This is a genomic window from Candidatus Pedobacter colombiensis, assembly GCA_029202485.1.
Classification (GTDB): Bacteria; Bacteroidota; Bacteroidia; order Sphingobacteriales; family Sphingobacteriaceae; genus Pedobacter; species Pedobacter colombiensis.
The window spans coordinates 3,111,826-3,136,940 of record CP119313.1 but is presented as its reverse complement, the minus strand read 5'-3'; the positions used below and the strand labels follow the sequence as shown (position 1 = coordinate 3,136,940).

The 25,115-nt window shown below is 40.2% G+C and carries 16 protein-coding genes; 11 read left to right on the top strand and 5 right to left on the bottom strand.

The window, feature by feature from the left end; genetic code table 11:
• Positions 1–29 precede the first annotated feature (29 nt).
• The 8 genes from P0Y49_13175 to P0Y49_13140 all read left to right on the top strand — a co-directional run bounded on the left by P0Y49_13175 (position 30) and on the right by P0Y49_13140 (position 10,566).
• Complete coding sequence (locus tag P0Y49_13175; GenBank protein ID WEK17749.1) at positions 30–1,859, top strand: RagB/SusD family nutrient uptake outer membrane protein; 1,830 nt, start codon at positions 30–32, stop codon at positions 1,857–1,859.
• Positions 1,860–1,910: 51 nt separating this feature from the next.
• A complete protein-coding gene (locus tag P0Y49_13170) occupies positions 1,911–3,023 on the top strand; it encodes an alginate lyase family protein (GenBank protein ID WEK17748.1) in 1,113 nt (370 codons plus the stop codon).
• Positions 3,024–3,051: 28 nt separating this feature from the next.
• Entirely contained in the window at positions 3,052–4,236 is a 1,185-nt protein-coding gene (locus P0Y49_13165) for a chondroitinase-B domain-containing protein (GenBank protein ID WEK17747.1), read from the top strand.
• Positions 4,237–4,335: 99 nt separating this feature from the next.
• Positions 4,336–5,307, top strand: coding sequence for a DUF1080 domain-containing protein (locus P0Y49_13160; GenBank protein WEK17746.1), 972 nt, complete (start codon positions 4,336–4,338; stop codon positions 5,305–5,307).
• Positions 5,308–5,444: 137 nt separating this feature from the next.
• On the top strand, positions 5,445–6,701 hold the full coding sequence (locus P0Y49_13155; protein WEK17745.1) for a porin: 1,257 nt from the start codon (positions 5,445–5,447) through the stop codon (positions 6,699–6,701).
• 14 nt (positions 6,702–6,715) lie between these two features.
• Entirely contained in the window at positions 6,716–7,768 is a 1,053-nt protein-coding gene (locus tag P0Y49_13150; GenBank protein WEK17744.1) for a type II asparaginase, read from the top strand.
• A 45-nt stretch (positions 7,769–7,813) separates the two neighbouring features.
• Positions 7,814–9,223 (top strand): aspartate ammonia-lyase, encoded by a 1,410-nt coding sequence (gene aspA / locus P0Y49_13145; GenBank protein ID WEK17743.1) that lies wholly within the window; start codon positions 7,814–7,816, stop codon positions 9,221–9,223.
• The gene (locus P0Y49_13140; GenBank protein ID WEK17742.1) at positions 9,220–10,566 is read left to right on the top strand and encodes an anaerobic C4-dicarboxylate transporter; all 1,347 of its coding nucleotides are present in this window, start codon (positions 9,220–9,222) and stop codon (positions 10,564–10,566) included. The genes aspA and P0Y49_13140 overlap by 4 nt, the downstream gene beginning before the upstream one ends.
• A gap of 63 nt (positions 10,567–10,629) precedes the next feature.
• Here P0Y49_13140 and P0Y49_13135 read toward each other — a convergent pair whose 3' ends face one another.
• From P0Y49_13135 to P0Y49_13115, 5 genes are all read right to left on the bottom strand, one after another.
• A complete protein-coding gene (locus P0Y49_13135; GenBank protein ID WEK17741.1) occupies positions 10,630–14,877 on the bottom strand; it encodes an efflux RND transporter permease subunit in 4,248 nt (1,415 codons plus the stop codon).
• A 2-nt stretch (positions 14,878–14,879) separates the two neighbouring features.
• Positions 14,880–16,265, bottom strand: a complete 1,386-nt coding sequence (locus tag P0Y49_13130; GenBank protein ID WEK17740.1) for a TolC family protein — start codon at positions 16,263–16,265, stop codon at positions 14,880–14,882.
• Between the two features lie 71 nt (positions 16,266–16,336).
• Positions 16,337–16,768 (bottom strand): hypothetical protein, encoded by a 432-nt coding sequence (locus P0Y49_13125; protein WEK17739.1) that lies wholly within the window; start codon positions 16,766–16,768, stop codon positions 16,337–16,339.
• Between the two features lie 484 nt (positions 16,769–17,252).
• On the bottom strand, positions 17,253–19,235 hold the full coding sequence (locus P0Y49_13120; protein WEK17738.1) for a heparinase II/III family protein: 1,983 nt from the start codon (positions 19,233–19,235) through the stop codon (positions 17,253–17,255).
• A 14-nt stretch (positions 19,236–19,249) separates the two neighbouring features.
• Positions 19,250–20,458 carry a glycoside hydrolase family 88 protein gene (locus tag P0Y49_13115; GenBank protein WEK17737.1) on the bottom strand — a complete coding sequence of 403 codons (1,209 nt, stop codon included), beginning with the start codon at positions 20,456–20,458 and terminating at the stop codon, positions 19,250–19,252.
• Between the two features lie 275 nt (positions 20,459–20,733).
• Between P0Y49_13115 and P0Y49_13110 the strand changes: the two genes are divergently transcribed.
• Genes P0Y49_13110 through P0Y49_13100 form a run of 3 tightly spaced genes read left to right on the top strand, consistent with a single transcriptional unit; the run spans position 20,734 to position 25,112 of the window.
• Positions 20,734–22,353 carry a sulfatase gene (locus P0Y49_13110; GenBank protein ID WEK17736.1) on the top strand — a complete coding sequence of 540 codons (1,620 nt, stop codon included), beginning with the start codon at positions 20,734–20,736 and terminating at the stop codon, positions 22,351–22,353.
• A 9-nt stretch (positions 22,354–22,362) separates the two neighbouring features.
• Positions 22,363–23,880 carry a sulfatase gene (locus P0Y49_13105; protein ID WEK17735.1) on the top strand — a complete coding sequence of 506 codons (1,518 nt, stop codon included), beginning with the start codon at positions 22,363–22,365 and terminating at the stop codon, positions 23,878–23,880.
• A gap of 2 nt (positions 23,881–23,882) precedes the next feature.
• A complete protein-coding gene (locus P0Y49_13100; protein WEK17734.1) occupies positions 23,883–25,112 on the top strand; it encodes a sulfatase-like hydrolase/transferase in 1,230 nt (409 codons plus the stop codon).
• Positions 25,113–25,115 lie beyond the last annotated feature (3 nt).

The window sequence follows — 25,115 nt, the reverse complement described above, 5'->3', positions numbered from 1 at the left end:
TGTATTATCAAGGTTAATCTTAAAAGATCATGAAAAGAAATATTATTTTATTAAGCATATTGGTCTTTACAGGACTTACTTCCTGTAAAAAATATCTTACCCAGCTTCCTGAGGACAGTATTGCACCGCAAACATTTTATAATACTGAAGCACAGTTAAATTCTGCTTTAGCAAGTGTGTATTCAGAATTAGGAAATACCGATGAGTCTACTTACTCTCGTTTTCTTTCCCTGGAAGCCCCGGGAGCCAATGATGAGGATTATTTTAGAAGTTCAAATACCATTGCAGCAAGCTGGTACAACGTAAACTCATCGTATGGAAACTTTAACAATTGCTGGAGAAATTTATATGCAGGCATTGAAAGAGCAAATTTATTACTTGCTAATATTGATAAAGCCCAGGTGTCTCAGTCTGTAAAGAACTATGTACAGGGTGAAGCATTGTTTTTACGCGCTTATTATCATTTTATCCTGGTGAGCTATTGGGGAGATGTTCCACTGAAAATAACTATCACCAATTCAGTTACTGAAACGAGCTTTCCACGTGTTCCTGCAAAGCAGGTTTATGAACAGGTAATTCAGGATATGACCACAGCCGAAGGTTTGGTAAAAGCAACAACAGAATGGGGTGCCGCAAATACCGGAAGGGTATCAAAAACTGCTGTAGAAGGTATTTTAGCACGTGTTTGTTTATATGCGGCAGGCCGCCTGTCTGATCCAACCTATTATCCAAAAGCTGCCGACTGGGCTCAAAAAGTGATGAAATCACAGCTTCACTCTTTGAATCCGGACTATAAACAAATATTTATTAATGAAACTGCTGATATTAATGAGCCGAAAGAATGTATTTGGGAAGTTGAATTTTACCGTGATGCAGGAGGTGTATATTCAGAATATGAGCGTTTTGGGTCGACAGTTGGGATTAATAACAGTAATCTTTCTTATGGCTTTATGCAAGGAAATTACTTAGCTACAGGGACATTGTTTAATTCCTATGCAGCAGGTGATACCAGAAGGGATTGGAATATGACACCTTTTTATTACAGTGGTAATGATGCCAGCAAGGGAAAAATCAACTTTGCTTCGACCTATATTTGGGGTCGTTCTGTTGCCAAATGGAGACGCGAATACCAAAACAGTGACATTATAACCAATAAGAATTTTGGAGGGACCAACTGGCCGTTATTAAGGTATGCGGATGTATTGTTGATGTTTGCTGAAGCGACCAATGAGGTAAGCGGACCAACAACTGATGCTATTGCAGCTGTTAATGCAGTTAGGGCAAGAGCTTACAATAGTCTTAAAACCATTAATCTAACTGGTGCAGGATCAGGATACACTACAGCACCTACAGTTACCATTACAGGCGGCGGCGGTACCGGTGCTGCGGCCACTGCAAAAGTATCAGGAGGTAAGATTACCGGTTTTACGATTACTAATGCTGGCTCTGGTTATACCAGTGCACCAACTGTAGCTTTTTCGGGTGTGGGTACAGGTGCTACCGCTGATGCAGTTTTATATACAGCAGCGGATGCAAGTTTAACTTCTGCACAAACGGCATCGCCTGCAGCTTTCAAACAAGCCCTCCAATTGGAGCGATCTTTGGAATTGGCTTTCGAAGGACATCGTAAACTCGACTTGATCAGGTGGGGGATATTTTTAAAAACGATGAAAGATATGATTCCGATCATCACAACTCAGGCCCCGGTAAATTCTAACAATACATTAGGGTACTCCGGTCAGGCTAATGCTTTGGCTCCTTACAATAATGTGTCTGAGCGGGATATTTTGTTTCCAATACCGATTCAGGAGACTACGCTTAATCCTGCTATTACAGTAAACAATCCCGGTTGGAATTAAGAATGGATTAGCATTTATAAATGGTTGATTTTGCTTAGATTTTAAAATAAAATGGTTAGAATACAATTGGTTATGGTTACAAGAGTAGTTTTGTTGGTGGCAATTTTATTGCCGCCAGCAATTACTGCTAAGGCTCAATATCTAAGTCTGAACAAAAGCGAGCTACAAAAGCTGTCAACACTGATCAACACAGATCAAAATGTTAAAATGGCTTATCATGAGTTGGAAAATTTGGCTGATGCTACTTTAAAGCAACATCCTGATCCGGTAGATACGATCATTTCTGAAGGCCACCTGGCAAATGATCCTAAGAAACTAAAAACACAAAAGTCCCTTGCTGATTTAGACAAAATATATGCTTTGGCCTATACCTATAGCATCAGCAATAAACCCGTTTATTTAAAGAAATGTATCGAATATATCTTGGCCTGGGCCAAGATTAACCACGGTGCGGGTAATCCGATAAATGATACCAAGCTAGATCCATTGTTTGATGCTTATGATTTGATTAAGGATGAAATGACTGTGTCGGAGAGAAATACTGTTGATAAGTGGCTTGTTGAGATTGCAGATGCCGAGATGGCCAGTCCACGCTTTAAGTCGGGCAAGAAAAGTGTCTATAACAATTGGAATTCCCATAGGATAAAGGTTGTTGGAAACATCGCATATCTACTTAGGAATAAAAATTACGAGTTATTTGCAGATACTGCCATAAAAACACAGATACTAAAAAATCTGTATGCCGATGGTTCGGGTATGGATTTTGAAGAAAGGGATGCACTCCATTATCATATCTATACTTTAGAACCATTACTGAAAATAGCAACTGTAATTAAGCGTGCCACAGGGATCAATTATTTTAATTATGTATCCCCGTCGGGCTCCTCTATTCAAAAATCAGTTGAGTTTTTGGCTCCATTTGTCACTGGCAGGCAAATTCATCATGAGTTTGTAAATAGCAAGGTCCCATTTGATAAAAAAAGAGCCGACAATAAAGAACCAGGTTATATAATAGGTGCAAACTTTAAACCGAAAACGGCGATAGAGGTGCTTTCTTATGCAGCATATTTTGAGCCGGCCTATAATGTTATGCTTAAAAAATTGTTGGGTTCAGCCGATATTTATTCCGATTGGCAATCCGTCTTAAACGTGGTAAAGGATTAAAATGTAAATTGTGGAATAAACTTTTATTATGGTAAAGAATTTAATCGCACTGGCCTGTTGTCTGTTATGCTTATTTACTGCTGCAGAAGCTAAAGTGTATAAGGTATCAAATCCGGATGAATTTAAAAAAGCGGTCGCTGTGGCGGTACCGGGTGACGAAATTGTAATTGTTGATGGTCACTATAGTGGTTGGGAATTAACTGTTCCCACGATGGGTACAGTCGGGAAAGCTATTGTGATCAAGGCCGAAACAGCTGGGAAGGTGGTGTTTTCCGGGGATGTAAACAAGCCAGTATTTCAGTTGACCGGGAGCTTTACAGAAATTTCAGGTTTAGCTTTTGAAGGTTGTAACTTATTTAAGGTACCGGGAGGTACAGGCATTTTGATTGAATTGAAGGCTACAAAATATTGCCGGATTACTGATTGTACATTTTCTAAAAATACTGCGAAAAATCAGTTTATGCCAATTGTTGTGATTTCGGGCAAAGCCGAACACAATCGGGTAGACCATTGCAATTTTATAGGGAACATTGATAATCAGGAATTGCAGGTTAAAATTGTTTCGGAATCGGTACCTCTTTATACACTGATTGACCACAATGTGTTTAAGGATAAGGATAAAGTAAGCTGGAAAGTATTTAACGGTGGCGAATGTGTGCAAATAGGACAAGATCCGGTACTGTTAGGTACTAAAACTGCCGGGTCCATTGTACGAGATAACCGATTTGTCCGTTGCAATGGTGAAGCAGAAGTGATTAGTAATAAAAGTTCTGGAAACAGCTACATCAATAATTATTTTGAAGATTGTGTAGGAGAATTGGTAATGCGTGGCGGACATGATTGTTTAATAGACAGCAATATTATTAAAGGAGGGACTGGCGGAATCAGGGTTAATGGAACGCATCATACGATTACCAACAATACATTTAGCGGGTTGCCCGTAGCGATCAGGTTAATGTATGGTATGGCAAAAGGGAAGACCGAAATTGGTTTTTACATCGCAGCTAGTGATTGTCTGATTAAAAATAATCGTATCGGCAATACGACCACGGGTATTTTAATTGGTGACAGTAAAAATGCAGATTGGACCGGGAAATTTGATACAGCAAGATATCCTTCTCCTACCATACAGAGTGTTGCACCTTTTGACAATTTGCTGGTAGATAATGTGATAAGGGACACTAAGGTGCCAGTTAAACATAATGAAAATTAGTTGTAGCATGATTGAATAATCGAGTTTTCACTCATTTGTAGTAAATGTAAATAAGTTATATCTTGTCATCACAAATGATAACCGAAAATTAATTATTCTATGCGTAAAAATCTTCTTGTATTTGGTATGAGCTGTCTGCTGATGACGAGTTCTGCAGAATGTTTATTTGCATCAACCGGTAAGATAGCTGTCGAAGCACAAACTGCGGCCCCAAAAGATCTGATAGGCCGCTGGGACATTACTGTTGACGAGAATGGTAAATCAGCACCATCATGGCTGGAAGTAAAGCTTTCAGGCTTCCGTACACTGGTAGGTTCTTTTGTTGGTGCCTCGGGCAGTGCTCGTCCGATCGCTGAGGTAAAGTTTGACAATGGTAAGTTCAGGTTTGAGATCCCACCGCAATGGGAAAATGGAAACCAGAATTTTGTGATTGAAGGGGAATTACTAGGATCTGGAATTGAGGGGACTATGATAACCAGTGATGGTAAAAAGTACAAGTGGAAAGGCGTAAAGGCCCCTTATTTAAAGAGAACGGCGGCTCCGGTATGGGGTAAGTCAATCAATTTGTTTAATGGAAAAGATTTAACTGGTTGGAAGGCTACAGGCGAAAACCAATGGGTGGTAAAAGATGGTATTTTAACTAGCCCAAAAGCCGGATCTAATTTAATAACGGATGAAAAGTTTAATGACTTTAAATTGCATGTTGAATTCAAATATAAAAAGGGTGGAAACAGCGGTGTGTATTTGAGAGGTCGTTATGAAACACAAATAGAAGATAGTCCGAAAGATGCGCATCCAAACTCTGTTTTGTTTGGTGGAATCTATGGCTTTTTGCCAGCCAATGAAATGGTAACCCTTGGCCCTGATCAATGGCAGACTTATGATATTACCTTAGTTGGTAGAATGGTAACTGTGGTGGCCAATGGTAAAACAATAATCAACAATCAGGAAATACCTGGCATTACAGGTGGCGCTTTGGATAGTAATGAGGGTGAACCCGGACCAATTTATCTTCAGGGTGATCATCAACCCATAGAGTTTAGAAAGATAATCATAACGCCTGCCAGGTAAAGGCAATCTTATTAAAGCGACTAAGCCTGTATCATAAATCATGATCAGGCTTTTTTATCCAAAACATTTGGGGTGTAAAAAGGGTTTTATAGAAGAACGGGTTACCATAATGTAACGCTACTTTCTAAATCATCCCTATGAATAAAACAATTACTAAAGCAAAAAAAATAGTAGTTCTGCTTTTTATTGGTTGTTTGCTGTTGGCCGGACAGGTGCAGGCACAGTTGATTAAATATGAGAGCAAAGATTCTCTAAACGGAAAACCTAAAATAAGCTCTTTCCTGATAGGCCGTTTAAAATTGAACGGTATATATGACATTAGTGGGAACTTACATGGAAACAGTTCTTTTCTGATCCATGAAAATGATGTGTTTGGCCGAAATAAACCCGCATTTTGGGTAGACATGCGTCAGAGTCAGCTTCGTTTTGCCACAACAACACAGTTGCCTAATGGTAAGGAAATAAAAGCCATGCTGGAGGGAGATTTTGAAGGTGGCCCCAACCGTACTTCACTGTTCAGATTACGCCAGGCCTGGATCAAGTATGCGCACTTTACGCTGGGACAAAACTGGTCTACTTTTGGCGACCCTGATTTATGGCCAGCTAGTTTGTTGGACTGGGATGGCCCAACCGGAATGGTACTGAGCCGGAGAATACAGCTTAATTATAGGAATAAATTTAGTGAAAAAGGTAGAGCTGGTTATGAATTAGCTATAGAGCAGATGGAACCCAGACGGTTATTTGATTACACAGCAAATGTAGATTTTGGCGTGGATTATGCCCCTCGAAGGATTCCTGATGTAATAGGTGCTTTAAGATATGATTATGACAATGGCGGATTTTTAAAGGTCGCAGGGATATATAGAAATATCGGTTACGATTCTAAAAATGTGCAGGCAGCTGATCCTGGGTTTAATTATAGAACAGCGAATGGCTGGGGCTTTACGGGCATGGCGAGCATATTTTTTAATAAAAAGTCAGGACTAGTAAATAACCTGCAGGCACAATGGAATATTGGAAAAGGCATTTCCGACTATTTTCTGGCCATTGGTGGCTCCGGTCTGGATGGCTTTGCTAACGAAGATGGGCAAGGGATATTAAATCTCCTGGATGTACATTCAGGCTTTGTTTCTTATCAACGTTTCTGGACAGCAAAGTTTCACACCATGGTAATCGCCTCTTATAACCACTTTTCCGGTGGGCTGGGAACTGTTGCCCCATGGAATGAAATGACCAATTACCACTTTACTTTAAATCTTTCCTATAATTTATTGGATAACCTAATGATTGGTTTTGAGCCTCAGATTGGTTACAAAGAACTTAAAATGGATCGGGATATAACCAAAGGGAAAAATGCGGTACGTATAAACTTTGGCATGTTGTATAATTTTTAAACGCCTTAAACTAAATGATGATGAAAAGAATACTGATATTTTTAATGATGGTGCTGTTGCTACAGGTTGCTTATGGCCAGAAACCTAGAATTATTATCCTGGCCACAGGTGGTACTATAGCAGGGCAGGGCGCTTCGGCTGATCGCGCGGGTTACACAGCGGGTAAAATTCCGGTATCTGACCTTATTGGTTCAATACCATCCATAAAAAACATAGCTGAGGTAAGTGGTGAACAGATTTCTGCTGTTGGCAGTCAGGATATGAGCCTGGAAATCTGGAAGAAACTTGCGATCAGGATCAATGAAATCTTCAGCAAAAAGGAAGCGGATGGAATTGTGATTACTCATGGTACTGATACACAGGAGGAAACTGCTTATTTCCTGGATTTGGTAGTGGCGTTCGATAATCCTGTGGTACTTACAGGGGCTATGCGGGCATCAACTGCAATTAGTGCAGATGGACCAAAAAACCTCTTTGATGCCATTACGCTCGCAGCTGACCCTAAAGCTAAAGGACGAGGGGTGTTGGTTTCCTTTAATGAGTCTATCTTTAGCTCAAGAGATGTGACTAAATTGAATACAACTAAGGTAAATGCATTTGGCTCGCCAAATAGCGGACCTGTTGGACAGGTGTTTGATGGAAAGGTGGAGTTTTATAAAAGCTCCGACCGTCAGGTATCTCCATTGGCGCCATTTAAAATAGATAACAATACTGTTTTTCCTAAGGTGGAGATTGCTTACGCGTATGCTGATGCATCTCCGGCATATCTTGACCTTTTGGTTAAAGACAAGGCTGCGGGTATTGTAATTGCCGGAGTGGGCAATGGAAATTTTTCGAAAGCATTTACGAGTGTAGTTAAGAAAGCCGTGGCGGCGGGAATTGCTGTCTGTCGTTCAAGCAGGTGTGTATCAGGACGGGTAGTGGAAGATGGAGAGGTAAATGATAAAGAACTGGGGACGATTGTTTCTGATGACCTGAATCCACAAAAAGCGCGGATACTACTGATGCTGGGTTTATTGAAAACCCACAATACTGCTGAACTTCAGCGATATTTTCTGCGCTATTAAAAGATTTTAAACTTTTAACATTTATATTATTTAAATCAAATTATTATGGGATCTTTTCGAATTGAACACGATTTTTTAGGGGAAAAAGAAATTAGTAATGATTGTTATTATGGCGTTCAGACAATGCGCGCTAAGGAAAACTTCGACATTACCGGTATTCCAATTGGTAGTGAACCACTTTTCATAAAAGCTTTTGGGCATGTTAAAAAGGCTGCTGCATTAGCCAATAGAGATTTGGGAATTTTGGATGCTAAAAAAGCGGAGGCCATAGCTTATGCATGTGACAGGTTGATTGCCGGAGAGTTTACAGATCAGTTTGTGAGTGATCTGATACAGGGTGGTGCCGGAACTTCAACCAATATGAATGCAAATGAGGTTATTGCAAATCTTGGACTTGAATATATGGGTCATAAAAAAGGCGAATACATTCATTTGCATCCCAATAATGATGTAAATCTTTCACAAAGTACGAACGATGCTTATCCTACCGCATTTAGAATTGCGCTTTATCTTAAGATAGATTCTTTTGCTGATGCCTTAGAGCAATTACAAAAGGCTTTTTTTGAGAAAGGAGAGGAGTTTGCTGATGTTTTAAAAATGGGAAGAACACAGCTACAGGATGCTGTGCCTATGACTTTGGGACAGGAATTTAATGCTTTTGCGACTACCTTAGGGGAAGATGTAATGCGGATAAGAGAGGCAGAGAAATTGATTACTGAGGTAAATATGGGGGCAACAGCTATAGGTACTGGCGTAAATGCTCCTGAAGGCTATTCGGCACTGTGTGTAAAATACCTTGCGGAGATTAGCAAAGTACCGGTAATTCTTTCTGCCGACTTGATTGAGGCAACTTACGATACAGGTGCTTATGTACAATTGAGTGGCACTTTAAAGCGTAGTGCAATTAAATTAAGTAAGATTTGCAATGATTTAAGGTTATTGAGTAGTGGCCCGCGCTGTGGTTTAAACGAAATTAATCTTCCAGCTATGCAACCGGGTTCATCTATTATGCCGGGAAAAGTAAATCCAGTAATACCGGAACTGATGAACCAAACGTGTTTTTATGTGATTGGAGCAGATTTGACGGTTACGATGGCTGCCGAAGCTGGACAATTGCAGCTAAATGTGATGGAGCCTGTAATTGGTATGGCCTTGTTTACTTCGTTGCAGTACCTAACGAAAGCCTGTCATGCGCTTAGAAAAAAATGCGTTAAAGGTATTACCGCTAATGTTGAGCACAGCAAAAATCTGGTGATGCAAAGTATTGGAATTGTAACGCAGTTGAATCCAATTTTAGGTTATGAAGAATGTTCTTCTATCGCTAAAGAAGCACTTAAAACAGGTAAATCAATTTACGAAATAGTAGTAACCGAGAAGAAGCTGATTACCCAGGCCAAATGGGATGAGATTTATTCCATTGAGAACCTAATCCATCCTAAATTTATTGCGCAATGATATTCGTTCAACTGGGCATATTATTGGCCATGATCCTTATTGGGTCAAGAATGAAAGGTATTGGGCTCGGGGTGATGGGAATGGTAGGTTTGCTGATTTTTGTACTGGTGTTTAAAATGACACCTGGAGAGCCACCTATACCCGTACTGTTAATTATTTTAGCCATTGTAACTACTGCTGCTACTTTACAGGCGGCAGGTGGTTTGGATTATCTGGTCAGTATTGCAGAACGGATCATCAGAAAAAATCCCAGTCAGATTACCTTTATTGCCCCTTTTACCACTTATTTTCTCTGCTTATTTGCGGGAACTGCGCATATTGTGTATTCACTTTTACCTATTATTGCAGAGGTATCGGCTAAACAACGAATACGTCCTGAAAGGCCATTATCCGTTTCCGTAATTGCTTCTCATCTGGCCATTACTGGTAGTCCGATGAGTGCAGCTACTGCTTCATTAATTACAATACTTGCTTATTCTTCTGCTTCAATAGATATCATGAAGATTTGTATTCCGGCTGCGCTTTGTGGAATCCTGGCCAGTATTTTAGCGGTGCGGAAAAAAGGATTGGAATTGGATCATGACCCCGTGTTTCTGGAGAAAATGAAAGATCCGGAATTTGCTCGTTCGATGAGTACAAGGAGTACTGAAAATGGAAAGTCAACCTATAAACCTGAGCCAGGTGCTAAAATAGCGGTGGCCATATTTGGTCTTGCCATCCTGCTCATCATCTTTTTCGGTGCGTTTCCAGCTTATGTACCTTATGTTGGTGGTGAAAAAAGTTTTAGTGTAAATGCTGATGGAACCATTAATTTGACCACTTTGATCATTATGATCACGTTGACTGCTTCAGCATGTATCATGCTGATCACCAAAACCTCTGCTGTAAAAGTTGCAAAGATGAGTTTATTTACTTCGATGGCTACTGCTGTGGTTTCTGTACTTGGTGTGGTGTGGATGAGTGCTACTTTTATGTTAGCCAATGAAGCTGTAATTGAGCATACCTTCAGGGATATAGTTACAGGTCATCCCTGGACTTTTGCAATCGCTTTGTTCTTGATGGGGGCTTTGACCTTTAGTCAGGCTGCAACAACGAGAACGCTTATGCCAATGGGCGTGGTGCTTGGAATCACCAATCCCCATTTATTAGCGATGTTCCCGGCAGTAAACGGTGATTTTTTGTTACCCGGATATCCAACACTTGTTGCTGCAATAGATTTTGACCGAACGGGAAGTACAAAAATCGGAAAGTTTGTAGTAAACCATAGTTTTATGCTGCCCGGGCTGGTTGCTATAACGGTAACGATTATTGTAGGTTTTATTTTAAGCGGGGTACTATTGTAAGTTATAAGTAATGGTTAATTTATTTAAAATGCCCAACTAAGCTCAGTTGGGCATTTTACGTCATTACAATTTGCTGCCTTCAGTTAATTCCTCTGATCCAACTTTTACAATTTGATCTTTGGGGCTGATTTCTCCAAATACTTCCTGAAGTTCACCTTTGCGTATACCTATGCTGACAGGTATTCTTTTGGCCATCTGGTTTTCGGCTTTGATGACAAAGACTCCAGATTGCGCATAGACAATACTGCTAGCCGGTAACCACATCGTAGGATAAGTCCTCCGCATTGTTAGTTTTACCTGGGCAAATTCTCCACCACCAAACTGATTGTCATTGTTGGGAACATCAAATTCGGCGGTTGCCGACCTTGATTCCTGCTGTAATAAATTGCTTTTACGTGAAATACTCGATTTAAAAACCTTTCCCGGATGATCACTAACCGTAAAGGAAATTTTAGTGTCTTTACCCAGGGATTGGGTATGTTTCTCAGGAATGGCTACAGTTAACCTGAGGTGATTGGTCTGTGCAACTGAAAACAGCGCAGCTTGCGAATTCTCGCCCACTAAGGCACCAACTGATACATTTTTGTCAGTAATTACACCATCAAATGGAGCCGTTATCCGTAGATATTGCTGTAATTGGGCTGAGGCACCCGTATTGGCTTTTACTGAAGCATAGGCTGCACTGTCGCTTCTAAATTTGCTTTTTGCTTTGTCCAATTCAATTTCTGCTACTGCACCTGATTTGGCAGCAGCTTTCTTTAACCTTTCGTAAGCCTGACGACTGTACAGGTAATCCTCATAGGATTTATTTTCATCTGATTTTGCAGCAAGGTATCGTTGATTAACTTCAGGAGCTTCAAGTAAGGCAAGCAGTTGGCCCTTTTTAACGTGACTACCACGATCTACGAGGATTTGCTTTACAAAGCCTTTAATTTTTGGATAAAGTGTAACGACTTCATAAGGCTTAAGCTCACCTGGAAGTTCTAATGAATAAACAGGCTGATCAGTTTTCGGATTCACAAATTGAACCTTCGGGGCAGTAACAATCTTTTTAGTAGTGTTTTTTGGTTTCTCCTGTCCACAAGAAGCAAGGATAAACAGCAAAGGAATCATTAAAACAACGCTTTTAAAATTAATAGGTTTCATAAAATATTTTTGTTGGTTTATATTTTCCGGATCATCAGGATCAAGTGTTGGACTGTTTCTGTTGCGGTTTTTCATTACCGTAGCATACAAATGAGGCAATACCAGCAGCGCTGTAAGTGTAGATAAGATCAATCCACCAATAACTGCTTGCCCTAATGGCGCAACTTGTTCGCCACCTTCACCCATACCTAGCGACATAGGTATCATACCGGCAATCATGGCCAGGGAAGTCATGATGATTGGTCTCAATCTGGATGATACGGCTAAAAATGCGGCCTGTCTGGCAACCATGCCACGTTTTAAACGGTTAACTTCGGCTTGGTTGATCATCAGCACTGCATTGGACACCGAGACACCTACCGACATGATGATCCCCATATAGGATTGGAGATTTAAAGTACTTCCGGATAAGGTTAACAAAATCAGACTTCCGCCAATAACTGCAGGCACAACAGATAAGATTAAGCCAGACACCACAAAGGATTGATAATAAGCAGTAAGCATTAGGAAAATGACCACGATTGCTACCAACAATCCGGTTTGAAGTCCGGAAAGTGTATCGTCTAATAACTGCATCAAGCCCTCAGTAGAAACCAACACGCCACGTGGTGGTTCTCCGGCGGCTTTAATCACTTCTTTAATTGCTTTAGAAGCCATACCAAGGTCAGACTGATAGGTATTAGCCAATAAAGTTACATATCTGTTTGGGCCCTGTCTGTTTACCTGTGCAGGAAGTTTAACCATGCGTAACTCTGCCACATCTTCCAATACTGGTCTGGCTTGCCCTGCTTTTAAAGGCAGTGAACGTAGTTTTTCGAGCGATTGCATAGCTGATTCAGGGATTTGGATCTGTACCTGGAATACCAGACCCGATTTAGGGTCTACCCAAAGGTTTTTGTTAGTGAAACGGGTAGAAGAAGTCGCCATGGTTAGTGCGCGAGACACATCTTCCATGGTTAATCCAAATTGGGCACTTAACTCTCTGTTTACATTGATCTGCAAACTCGGCGCATTGATGGGTTCTGCAATTCTAACATCCCTTAAATAGGGGATGTTTAAAAGTTCTGTTTCCAGCTTTTTAGCAAATTTTTCAGCTCCTTTTAATTGTGCAGCGGCAACTTTAATCTGTATTGGTGTCATGGCACCCTGGCTCATGATTTTTTCAACAAGTTCAATGGGCTCGAAATTGATTTTAAGTTCTGGTAGCTTTTGACGAATAGCTTCGCGGATACTTTCTTTCAATTTGGCAATAGAACCTTTATACAAGTGCTGATCAATGGAAACCTGGAGTACCGATTCATGTGGCCCACTGGTGAATAGGAAGATTGGGTTTATGGCAGTTGCAGAAGGTTGTAAGCCTACAAATGCAGAGCTGATTTTGATGGCATTGTCTGGAAGTTGATTCTTTACAATGGCGGTTACTTTTTTGAGGTAATCCTCAGATTTTTCCAGTCTGTCTCCTTCGGGTGCGATAATCCTAAGCTGGATGTCACCGCTGTTACTTGCTGGTAAAATATCTGTTCCAATAAGCATTCCTCCGGTGATGATCAGGGTAAGCACCACTACCAAGTATAGGCCAATTACTTTTCCTGTTCTATTTTGACCGTAACGTGTAAGAATCAGGTATTTGCGTTTAAATTTTTCAAATCTGCTAAGCTTCTTTTTATGGAAGCTCACCTTTTGATGCACCAGGAGTTCTGGCTTCATCAGCCAGTTGGCCAGTATGGGTACAAAGGTTTGAGATACGATAAAAGAAGCAATCATAGCAAAGGCAACGGCCATGGATAGGGGCATAAACATATCTCTCGGGATCCCGCTCATCATAAATGATGGAATCAGTACGGCAAGAATACAAAACAGGATCAGTATTTTTGGGATGGAGATTTCCAGCAAGGCATCCAAAATAGCTCGTTGCTTTGGCTTTTCCATTTCAAAGTGTTGGTGTATGTTCTCTATCGTAACAGTAGCTTCATCTACCAAAATTCCGATAGCCAGTGCTAATCCGCTTAGGGTCATTACATTGATGGTTTGACCAAAAAGGTAGAGCATAATCACTGCCGAAAGAATGGCGATAGGAATGGTGAGGACCACAATTAATGAACCTCTGACGTCGCCAAGAAATAGAAACACCATGATTCCGGTAAGGATTGCGCCAAGGATCCCCTCATGAATCAGATTTTCCAGGGATTGTTCAATATAACCCGACTGATCAAACACATATTTCAAGTCTACATCTTCGGGCATAGCGGCTTTTAATTTAGGGATTGCCGCTTTTAAGTTTTCAACTACTTTTAAGGTAGAAGCATCGGCTTTTTTAATTACAGGTAGATAAACTGATCTTTTACCATTAATGATAGCATATCCTGTAGTTGCATCGGCTCCATCCTCTACTGTGGCAATGTCTTTGATAAAAATCGTGTTGTCAGGGGATGATTTTATGGGAATATCTAAAAAATCATCCGGCCCGTTGGCAATAGAGTTTAAGGGGGTCATTAGACTTTGATCTCCAATCCGGATGTTTCCTGCCGGTGCAGGGAAGTTATTTTTAGCGATAGCCATCGTAACCTGTTCCGCAGAAAGTCCATAGGATTGCATGAGCTGCGGGTTCACTTTTACCACCATGGTTCGAACGTTTCCACCAAAAGGAGCGGGGGCCGTTACACCAGGAATAGTGACAAACATGGGCCTGACTTTTGTTTGAGCAAGGTTTTGAAGCTCAGTAATGGAACGAATGGGGCTTTCAAAGACCAGTTGTCCGATAGGTAGTGAACTCCCATCAAAACGGACTACCTGTGGTGGTACAGCCCCAGGCGGCAAAAATCCCATAGCTCTGGATACCTGAGCTGAAAGCTCACCCGATGCTTGTGCCATATCTGTTCCGGGATAAAAACTTAGCTTCATGAGTGTAAATCCCTGAACGCTTTTAAAATCAATGTCTTTAACTCCACTCACAAAAATCAGTACCTTCTGAAATTCATTGGCCATAAAACCATCCATATAAGCGGGCGTTAATCCACCATAGGGCATAGCTATATAAATGACCGGAAGTTCTACTTTTGGAAATATGTCAACATTGATGTTTCGTATTGCGGTAATCGAAAAGTAGGCAATTGCAATAACCGCTACCATAATCGCAATTGGTTTTTTTAATGCAAATCTGATCATAATTATGGTTTCTGGTTAAATTGGTTAGACAAAATGTTAAAATCGCCCGAAATTTCGGATTGCGTGATCAGCAGATCCCATAGTACTTCCTGAGCCTCGATAGCTTCTTTTTCAGCTTTTTGAAGGATAGATTGGATTTGCAACAATTCCGTAAGGTTAATTAACCCACTTTCATATCTGGAAAGGTATAGTGTATAGGCCTCCTTTGCGGTATTGACAGCGATATGACTTTGCTCAATTTGTTGCTTTTGTTGTACAATTCTGGTAGTAACAGCATTTAATGAGGTATTCATTTGCAACTTCTGTTGCTCGTATTTTGCCTGCTGCACCTGTATCGTTTTTTCAACGCGTTTCTTTTCCAATGAACTGGTAAAAGCACCACTGATGTTCCAGCTTAATCCAACACCTACCAGGTAATTATTGGCATAATTGCGGTAGCCTGAGGCAATTCCGCTTTCGATGGTTCCATCTACATTGATGCCAGTGCCCCTTGATGATAATCCACCAAGAATGGATAGGGAAGGCAATGCTTTTCGGGCTGCAATGTCTTTTTGTGTTTGCTCATATAAAACCTGATTGTTTAGCACTTGCAGATAGGGATGATCAGCCGAAATAGTATCCGCAATAACCTCTAAATTTTTAGATGACATAAAATATTGGTGTGGAATAACGAAATTATTTTGGGGTACAACTTCTGTAAAATTAACTCTGCTGGCATTGTATTTCCCTCGCCATTCATTCTGATAGGCTTTGGCTTGAGCATAGGACGAGCTAGCTAATAACGTATCTGCACCAGGTTTTAAGCCAGCTTGCGTAAGACTTTTGGTAAGCTCAAGAATTTCCTTTACACGGTTTAAATTCCGGTCAGTCCAGTCCAGATTGGCATTGCTGTACATAACATCGAAGTAAAGCCGGCTAACTTTAACCTGTAAAGAGATTTGTGTGGCATTGTAGCTGCTTTTCGCAGCTTCAACCTGGTAATTAGCACCCTTAATTGCATTATGTTGCTTGCCAAATTCGAATACTTTCCAGTCCATCAACACGGATCCAAAGGTGTTGGCCGCTGTTTTTGGTTGAGTACCATTGGGGACAGCATTTCCTGTGACATTAAATACCCCAGGTACAGGAAAAAAGGCCCCTGTACTTCCGGCAAAGGTGCCGAAGGAGTTTTGTAGCTGAAATTGCAGTTGTGGTAAAGAGTGGCTCTGTACTTCCTGTTTACGCATTTGGTACTCACCGATGAGCGCCTGCTGTCCGGCAAGTGCAGGGTAAGTTTTGTAAGCCTGATCCCAGGCTTGTTTTAAAGAAAGGGTATCTGGCTGCTGTGCCTTTAATTGCATACTAAAAAGTATGCCCAACAGGCATGGCAGCTGAAGAAAATACTTCATGGTCATGAAAATTAAAATGATTGAATTGTTGAAATAGACATTAAAAGCGGGCTATCCGCTTAGCGATAATTCTATATCAATAGCAATCTGTTCTGTAAGAACAAAGGAAGGCAAGACCATTGCAGTCTTGAATAGGGGACAGGAAGTCCGGGTTTGTCTTTAATCGTCCGCAGTGAAAGCAGAAATCCAGGTAACAGTAAAAATAGCAATGGCATCATTGCCTTTTTAGATGAATCTTGCTTTGTTAAAGACTGTTGTAAATCCAGGTTTTGACCTGCAGTACTACACTCAGCAGCAACATATTCAACGCTCTTGTGCTGGATAACAGATTTCCCCGGTTTGCCATTGATATGTTCAATTGCGTTACCGGTAAAAATGGCTTGTATACCTTTTCTAATGCTGCAAGACGAAATCAGACAAAGTACGATCAATAAACTCATTGCAAAAGGTTTGAAGCCTTTAGCAATTAGCCGATCAATAAAAGGTCTGATTGAATTGTTCATAAGCGCCTAAAATACAACTTATATATTTAAATACGGAATTGCCGTTGTAGAAATGGTGATATTGTAATTTTTGTGCCATTTGTGGCGCATAAAATGACGCTCTGAAGTGATTTACGCAAAGAACTGTATAAAGTGCATAGAACGCATATCAACAGTTTTATTCGGGCTAAATTTAGGTTGTCAAAGTAAAAATAGCACTAAAAAAAGTTTTTTTGATCGTTTTGAGATCTGTATTGCCATTATAGAAACGGTGTACCATGCTCCTTAATATAGTCGTATTTAAGTCGACTCTGGTTCGACTCCGGTTCGTCTCTGGTTCGGAATAATTGAATTGAAGCCAGACATCCTGACGAATAGGAGTAGCACATTATTAATGAGTCCTATCCGGGCTGAGAAAGGGCCGCAAGAAAACTGAAAAAAATGTAAAAAGGGAGTTGCGACTAATATGTCACAACTCCCCATCTCATAGGTAGAAAAAGAAAAATTAATTACTTGTTAATTGCTCAGTAATCTGAGTCTTTTTACCATTAATAGTTAAAGTTAAATCAACAAAGCCTTTAGCAAGGTTATGTTTTGAACCTTCTTTTACACTAATTTCCGGAGCTTTGCTGCCTTCAAAAGGGTATAGTACAGTCGTAAAACTTACTGTATTGTTGTCGTTTTTAGCTTTTTCAAATGCAAAAGCTGGGCGGGCAACTTCTTTACGGTACGAATAAGATACTTTACCTTCCTCTTCTGTCAATACAGCACCTTTGTTTAAGGTTTGGATCAACAGGTTGTTACCATCTTTATAACCGGTTTGTACGCTGTTTTTTGACTTGTTAAAAGTAGTACCACTTTCTTCAGCGAGTTGGAAGTGAATACCTACATTGCCTTTTGCAGCACCAATGGCCTCATCAATGATCACAAAGTACTTTTTATCGATGAACAGCACGCTACGGCGATGGTTCAGTTCTTTATAACTCTGGTTGCTGTATACCAATAAATCAACAGCCGGGCTGGTTTTCCAGGTGATCAATTTTGCATTACAGCTATCCATATTGATATTATCAAGCGTTAAGGTTTTGTGTACCTTAGTCTGACGGTATTCATCTCTCAATTTCTGAATTTCAGGACTACCACTATAAACGTAAGCTCCTGCATCCGGCATAAAATTGCGGCCTTTTACCCAAAGGTCAAATGTACCATTGTCAGGTTGACTGTGGAAGAATGCCGGTGGACTGGCTCTTAACACCATTACTGTCGCATCGTTTTTCCAACCGTTTCTAAAAGTATAGAAACCACCTGTTTTCAAAGCACTTGACAAATATTCCGGTGCAGTGCCTTGTTTCCCATCGGTTGCAAAATATTTAATGACCTGATTGTGGGGGAAAACTTGCAACCAGCTCTTGTATTCTTTCTGCATTTCGTCCTTACCAGTTAATTTGGCGTCACCAAACATTGGGTAGGAGTAGTCAGGGAAAGAAAAATCAGCTAAAGCGATGATCATTCCTTCAATTGTTTTCTTGTAGCTATCAGGGAACTCATTAGACATGCCAGTTAACTGGGTCATGCGCAATGCTTTTAAAAATATGTTGATGGTAGCTACATGATAGTTTGGCGAAAGCTCGAATTGTAATCCATCAGGATAGATTTGTTTCTTGATCTCTGTATTTAAGATTTCAATACCACTTTTTCTCCAGGTATCAGCTGCTTTCAACTCAGGGAAGAAACAACCTGCATAAATAATCCTTTGGGCCTCAAACAACAGGTGATTTCCTTGATTAGAGTAATTGTTTAGGATATGATCAGCTTGTTGGTTATAAATATTAAGGAACTCCAGCAAGAAGTCAGGGGTGAAGTTAGGAGAGTTCACAAACATATTGAACGTTCCTGTTTGATCCTGAATCCTCGTAGATACTTCTAGTGGACGCCAAGCAAAGCGGTCATTCTCTTTAGATAAGCCTTTTGGGTTCTTTTTTACCCAGTCACGGAATTGGAAAACCCATTCTTTAGCATATTTCTCATCACCAGACGACCAGTAAGCCAGTCCCATTGGTTGCCACCAATAGGTACGGTGCAATTGCCAACGAATTTCATTGTCCTTAATTGGCCAATATTGCCAATCGATATCTTTACCATAATCTATAAAACCATATCCGGGATGTACATAGAATTGGTGTAGCATACCTTTATCAGCTTTTTCCTGTACACCTGCAGCTAGTTTTTTACCAGAAAATTGGACTTTGTCTTCCATATTATAGTCAGGATGTTTAATGTTATCCCTTTTTCTATAATACTTTAATAAGGCTTTGGCAGCATTTTCATAGTCTTTAGCAGCTACGAGTTTGTTTACCTCTTCCAGACCGGGATAATTCAGATTCAGGTTATTGAAGCTGTCTTTATTTACCGGCGTACCCTGCTGCTGCGCAAATAGGAGCGTAGGTGCAAGGGTAAGTAAGAGGATGATTTTTTTTACGTTCATCATTATTTGGTTTTAAATTAAGACTGGGCGATTGTTTTCAAATCAATTTTTTTAAGCTCTGCGTATCTTTTTAAAGCTTCCATGAAGTAATAGTCTGCATAGTTTAAAGGGGTGTCAATTTCCGAATTGTAAAGGAAAGCACCTACGCTGTGTTTAAGTATGAAAAATTGGTTTTCTCCCGGCTTAGCTAAATACTCATCTGTTGACAAGGTTTTTAATATATCCTCGGCAAATTTAAAATATTTATCGCCGTCTTTTACCTGAGTACTCAAATCTAATAATGCAGAAGCGATTACAGCAGCAGCAGAAGCATCTCTTGGCGAGCGGTCTGCATTATGCACATCAAAATCCCAAAGAGGAATTTTATCCTTAGGCATTTTTGGATGATTCATGATGAATGCAGCAATGTGCTCAGCATGTTCAATGAATTTTTTGTCTTTAGTATCTTTATAGCTCATGGTATAACCATATAGACCCCATGCTTGTCCTCTAGCCCATGCCGAATTGTGTGTAAGGCCCTGGTGGGTTTCCCTTTGCAATACTTTACCGGATAAAGTATCATAGCTAATCACGTGGTATGAGCTATAATCTTTTCTGAAATGGTTTTTCATGGTTGTTGTTGCATGTGTTTTTGCGGCTGCAAACCATTCCGGTTTATTGAATTCTTTTCCTGCCCAGTATAAATATTCCAGGTTCATCAGGTTGTCAATAATTACAGGGAACTGCCAGTGACCAAAATCCCATGAACGGATAGCACCTACTTTCTTATTGAAACGTGCATATAAATTGGCTGCACCATTTTCTAATGGTTTAAGGTAAACTTTATCCCCCGTTAATCTGTAGGCATTACCATAAGAACAGTACAGCATAAAACCTACATCGTGTGTATCCTTTACGTATTGTACAGAATCTAAACCAAGGGTAAATCTTTTAGCTTGCTCTGCTAAATTTTTATCACCTGACAATTCATATCCGTACCATAAAGTCCCCGGAAAAAATCCGGTGGTCCAATCGCGTACAGGAGCAAATCTTACGCTTCCATCAGGATTGATAGATCTTGGGTTCATTCCCGGTGTAAAAGTTTGCGCTGCTTTTGTCAACTGGTATACCGCAGTTTTTGCCGATTTCCTTAACCAATCATCTCCGTTGTTCTTCGTGACTGCCATACTGCTTGTTGATCCCATCAATGCGATAGAAGTAACAAATGCACCTAGTAGTGTTTTCATAATTATGTTTTTGTTTTTAATGCTATTGGAGCCATCAATTTTAGATATTAATGATTTTATGAAGGTATGGCGCAAAAAAAACAGAGGCTTTAGAAATCGGATATATTCATTTTGAAATTGATGAATGTGGTGAAATTTTTAATGATTTATTGTAACATAATTAGCGTGTTAACCAAAAGTGATAGGATTTTAAACAATACCTAAATCTATTCTTGGAAGACTCCTATACTTTCGTTTTTGTCGAGAAAACCAAATTGTGTAAATCAAAAACTGTTATGAAGCGATTTTTACTGCTATTATATATTGTGACGGGGGGGCATATGCTCTATGCTCAAAGTAAAAGACCGAATATTGTGTTCATCATGACAGATGATCACACCATTCAAGCTATGAGTGCTTATGGTAGTAAGTTAATTAAAACGCCCAACCTGGACAGGATTGCCAGCGAGGGTATTTTGTTTAATAACTGTTTTGTAACCAATGCCGTATGTGGCCCTTCAAGGGCTACAATTCTGACAGGTAAATACAGCCATATTAACGGTTTGACAGATAATTCTAAAGTGTTCGATAGCACACAAGTGATTTATCCTCAGTTGTTAAAGAAAGCAGGTTATCAAACTGCAATGATTGGTAAATGGCACCTGGGCTCAACCCCAATGGGGTTTGATTATTACAGCATTTTGCCTAATCAGGGACAGTATTATCAACCTGAATTTTTAGAAAATGGTAAACGGATTAAAGAACAAGGTTATGTAACGGATATCATTACGGATAAGGCGATTGGTTTTTTGGAAAAAAGAGATCATAACAAGCCTTTTATGATGATTTATCAGCACAAGGCACCGCACCGTAACTGGCTGCCAGCACCAAGACACTTGGGTATGTTCGACAATACTGTTTTCCCGGAACCTGATAATCTGTTGGATGATTTTAAGAATAGAGGTAGGGCTGCTAAAGAACAATTGATGAACATTTCTACGGATATGTGGCCTGCATGGGATCTTAAAATGCTTTCAACTGCGCAGTTAGATTCTATGGCTAGATTGCCGGATAACGAAAAGTTTAAAGATGCTAAGGGCGATGATTATAAGCAAGCCAATGATCCATCACTAGATAAAGCTCGTTTTTTTGAAGTGTATAACCGTATGACGGATAAGGAGAAAGTAAACTGGAGAAAAGTATATGACAAGCGTGTCGCTGAGTTTAAAAAGCTAAATCCTAAAGGTGCTGATCTTGTGCGTTGGAAATACCAACAATACATGCGAGATTACCTTGCTTGTGTGGTTTCTGTAGATGAAAACGTAGGTAGATTAATGGATTATCTGAAGAAAATAGGGGAGTTGGACAATACCATTATTGTATATACTTCCGATCAGGGGTTCTATTTGGGTGAGCACGGATACTTCGACAAGCGTTTTATGTACGATGAATCATTCAGGACGCCTTTATTGGTAAGGTATCCGGCATCTATTAAAGCTGGCTCAGTAAGCAATGCTTTTGCAATGAATCTTGATTTTGCACCAACTTTATTGGATTATGCAGGCGTTAAAATTCCTGATGATATGCAGGGTGTATCGCTGCGTCCGGTAATGGATAATGCAGGCAAAGCTCCTGAAAACTGGCGTAAGGCAGTGTATTATCATTATTATGAGTTCCCAAGCTGGCACATGGTGAAAAGACATTATGGTATTAGAACAGAGCGTTATAAGCTGATCCATTTTTACAATGATATCGATGAATGGGAGCTTTATGATATGCAAAAAGATCCAAAGGAAATGAATAATTTGTATGATAATAAAGCATATCTACCAGTCATAAAAGAGCTAAAAGAGCAGCTTAAAAAATTACAGGTGCAATATAAAGACACGAATCCAACAGAAACTATTTCAAAATAAACGATAAAGATGAAGTTTAACAATTTTAAATACATCCCGGCTGCACTCATGATGGTGCTTACCTGGGCTTCCTGCTCTCCTAAAAAAACAGAGACAAGGCCCAACATATTAATTCTAATGTCTGACAACCAATCCTGGAACCACGCAGGTGTTTATGGAGATAAAGTAGTTAGAACACCTAATACGGATAAAATAGCCAGCGAAGGGGTAAGATTTACCAATGTATTTTGTAACTCACCATCGTGTACACCAGCGCGCGGAAGTATATTAACAGGTAAAGATATCTGGAGTCTTGAAGAAGGTGCCAATCTGTGGGGCACATTGCCAACTACGCTTACCATATATACTGATTTGATGGAGCAGGCAGGTTATAAAGTTGGTTTTAATGGTAAAGGATGGGGTCCAGGTAGCTATGAAGCTAACGGTCGCCCTCATAATCCTGCAGGTAATTATTTTAAAACATTTAAAGATTTTCTTAAAGACAGAAAGGGTGAGGAGCCCTGGACCTTTTGGATAAGCAGTTATGAACCTGGCAGACCATATGATCCGAACAATATTCAGGCAACTGGTTCTGGTAAGGCAGCAGGCATTGACCCGGATAAAGTTACCGTACCAAAGTATTTGCCAGATTCGAAGGAAGTACGTGGTGATATAGCCGATTATTATGCGCAAGTTGAGAAGTTTGATCGTATCATTGGCGAAACTATGGCACAATTGAAAGCCAGTGGCCAGCTTGAAAATACAGTTGTAGTTGTTTGCGCTGATAATGGATGGCAAATGCCACGAGGCTTAGCTAATTTGTATGATTTTGGTACCCATGTGCCACTTATTATTTCCTGGCCGGGTAAATTTAAAAGCAATGCCGTTGCCGAAAATTTAGTTACATTGAATGATCTTGCCCCAACATTTTTGGAGTTGGCAAATATTAAATTGCCTTCAGATATGACCGCTAAAAGTCTTTTACCTTTTGTTGATGAGCAGACAAAACCAGCAAAAGAAAGAGATTATGTAGTATATGGTAGAGAACGTCATGCTTTTGTGCGTCAACATGGTACGAGTTATCCTGGTCGGGCGATTCGTACAAAGGAGTTCCTATACATTCGCAATTATGAACCAAACAGATGGCCTGCAGGTGATCCACCGCTTTATGGTGATGTTGATCCTTATATGATGCACTATCCAGGTCCTGCTAAGTTTTATTTAATGGCCAATAAAGACAATCCTAAAGTAAAGCCTTTATTTGACCTGGCATTTGCTAAAAGACCAGCTGATGAATTGTTTGATGTGAATAAAGATCCTGATGAGTTGGTTAACCTGGCTTATAAGCCTGAGTATGCTCAAATTAAACAAAAACTTGCGGAGAAATTGGACGCCTATCTTAAAGCAACTAAAGACCCCAGGGCTGTAGGTGGAAAAATCATTTGGGACAATACCCCATATTTTAGTGAGATTGACAAAACACCACGCCCAAGTAAGGAAGCGCAAAAGCAATTTAAATTGGATTCTGTTTACAATTATTTGAAATAAGGATGAGGACGTACAAAGTGAAAGGATTACTGATAGCTGCTGTATTGTTGGCTGGATTTGGAAATACTAAGGTACAGGCCCAAAAGGCAAGTGCTTCAAAGCCGAATATCATCATCATCATGACAGATCAGCAAACTGCTGATGCAATGAGTAATGCAGGTAACAAGGATTTACATACGCCAGCCATGGATATGCTGGCTGCTAATGGAACCCGTTTTACCCGCGCGTATTGCGCTCAACCACTTTGTACGCCTTCAAGGTCATCCATTTTTAGTGGCAGAATGCCCCATGAAACCGGCTTTACAGGGAACTCTCCTGAAAAAGACGGACAATGGCCGGATTCTGTGTTGATGATGGGTAAAATACTTAAGGCAGGAGGCTATAAAACCGGCTATGTCGGCAAATGGCACCTGCCTGTTCCTGTTACCAAAATAGAACAGCATGGTTTTGAAACCATCGAAAATACCGGTACAGGAGATTATACTGATGCAGTTACGCCATCACAATGTGCTGCCTTTATTAAAAAAAACAAGGCTAATCCTTTCTTACTGGTGGCTTCCTTTCTTAATCCGCATGACATTTGTGAATGGGCCAGAGGAGATGAATTGAAAATGGATGTATTAGATGCAGCGCCTGATACTGCATTTTGTCCTAAATTACCTGCCAACTGGCGGATACCTGCGCATGAACCTGCTATCGTGAGGGAGCAGCAAAAAGTAAATCCACGTACGTATCCTTCAGTAGGTTGGAATGAAACAGAATGGCGTCAATATCGCTGGGCCTATAACCGATTGGTAGAGAAGGTAGATAATTACGTAGCTATGGTGCTGGGTTCCTTAAAGAAATACGGTATTGAAGATAATACGATTATCATTTTTACCAGTGACCATGGCGATGGTTATGCAGCCCATGAATGGAATCAAAAACAGATCCTTTATGAGGAATCCGCTAAAATACCATTTATGATTTCTAAAATCGGGCAATGGAAAGCAAAAACTGACGATCAATTGGTTTGCAATGGAATTGATATGATCCCAACTATATGTGGCTTTGCAGGTATTCAAACACCCGCAAATTTAAAAGGAGTTGATTTAAGCAAGCGTATCTCAAACCCTAGCCTTAAACTGCGTGATACGCTGGTTATAGAAACTGATTTTGCCGATAATGATCGGTTATTAGGCATTAAGGGGAGGGCTGTGATGAAGTACTCCCGGTTTGCTGGACAGCTATAGGTC

Excerpts from the sequence above, each read along its gene's own strand:
- P0Y49_13175 (WEK17749.1), top strand. The coding sequence starts at position 30 with ATGAAAAGAAATATTATTTTATTAAGCATATTGGTCTTTACAGGACTT.
- P0Y49_13170 (WEK17748.1), top strand. The coding sequence starts at position 1,911 with ATGGTTAGAATACAATTGGTTATGGTTACAAGAGTAGTTTTGTTGGTG.
- P0Y49_13165 (WEK17747.1), top strand. The coding sequence starts at position 3,052 with ATGGTAAAGAATTTAATCGCACTGGCCTGTTGTCTGTTATGCTTATTT.
- P0Y49_13160 (WEK17746.1), top strand. The coding sequence starts at position 4,336 with ATGCGTAAAAATCTTCTTGTATTTGGTATGAGCTGTCTGCTGATGACG.
- P0Y49_13155 (WEK17745.1), top strand. The coding sequence starts at position 5,445 with ATGAATAAAACAATTACTAAAGCAAAAAAAATAGTAGTTCTGCTTTTT.
- P0Y49_13150 (WEK17744.1), top strand. The coding sequence starts at position 6,716 with ATGATGATGAAAAGAATACTGATATTTTTAATGATGGTGCTGTTGCTA.
- aspA (WEK17743.1), top strand. The coding sequence starts at position 7,814 with ATGGGATCTTTTCGAATTGAACACGATTTTTTAGGGGAAAAAGAAATT.
- P0Y49_13140 (WEK17742.1), top strand. The coding sequence starts at position 9,220 with ATGATATTCGTTCAACTGGGCATATTATTGGCCATGATCCTTATTGGG.
- P0Y49_13135 (WEK17741.1), bottom strand. The coding sequence starts at position 14,877 with ATGATCAGATTTGCATTAAAAAAACCAATTGCGATTATGGTAGCGGTT.
- P0Y49_13130 (WEK17740.1), bottom strand. The coding sequence starts at position 16,265 with ATGAAGTATTTTCTTCAGCTGCCATGCCTGTTGGGCATACTTTTTAGT.
- P0Y49_13125 (WEK17739.1), bottom strand. The coding sequence starts at position 16,768 with ATGAACAATTCAATCAGACCTTTTATTGATCGGCTAATTGCTAAAGGC.
- P0Y49_13120 (WEK17738.1), bottom strand. The coding sequence starts at position 19,235 with ATGATGAACGTAAAAAAAATCATCCTCTTACTTACCCTTGCACCTACG.
- P0Y49_13115 (WEK17737.1), bottom strand. The coding sequence starts at position 20,458 with ATGAAAACACTACTAGGTGCATTTGTTACTTCTATCGCATTGATGGGA.
- P0Y49_13110 (WEK17736.1), top strand. The coding sequence starts at position 20,734 with ATGAAGCGATTTTTACTGCTATTATATATTGTGACGGGGGGGCATATG.
- P0Y49_13105 (WEK17735.1), top strand. The coding sequence starts at position 22,363 with ATGAAGTTTAACAATTTTAAATACATCCCGGCTGCACTCATGATGGTG.
- P0Y49_13100 (WEK17734.1), top strand. The coding sequence starts at position 23,883 with ATGAGGACGTACAAAGTGAAAGGATTACTGATAGCTGCTGTATTGTTG.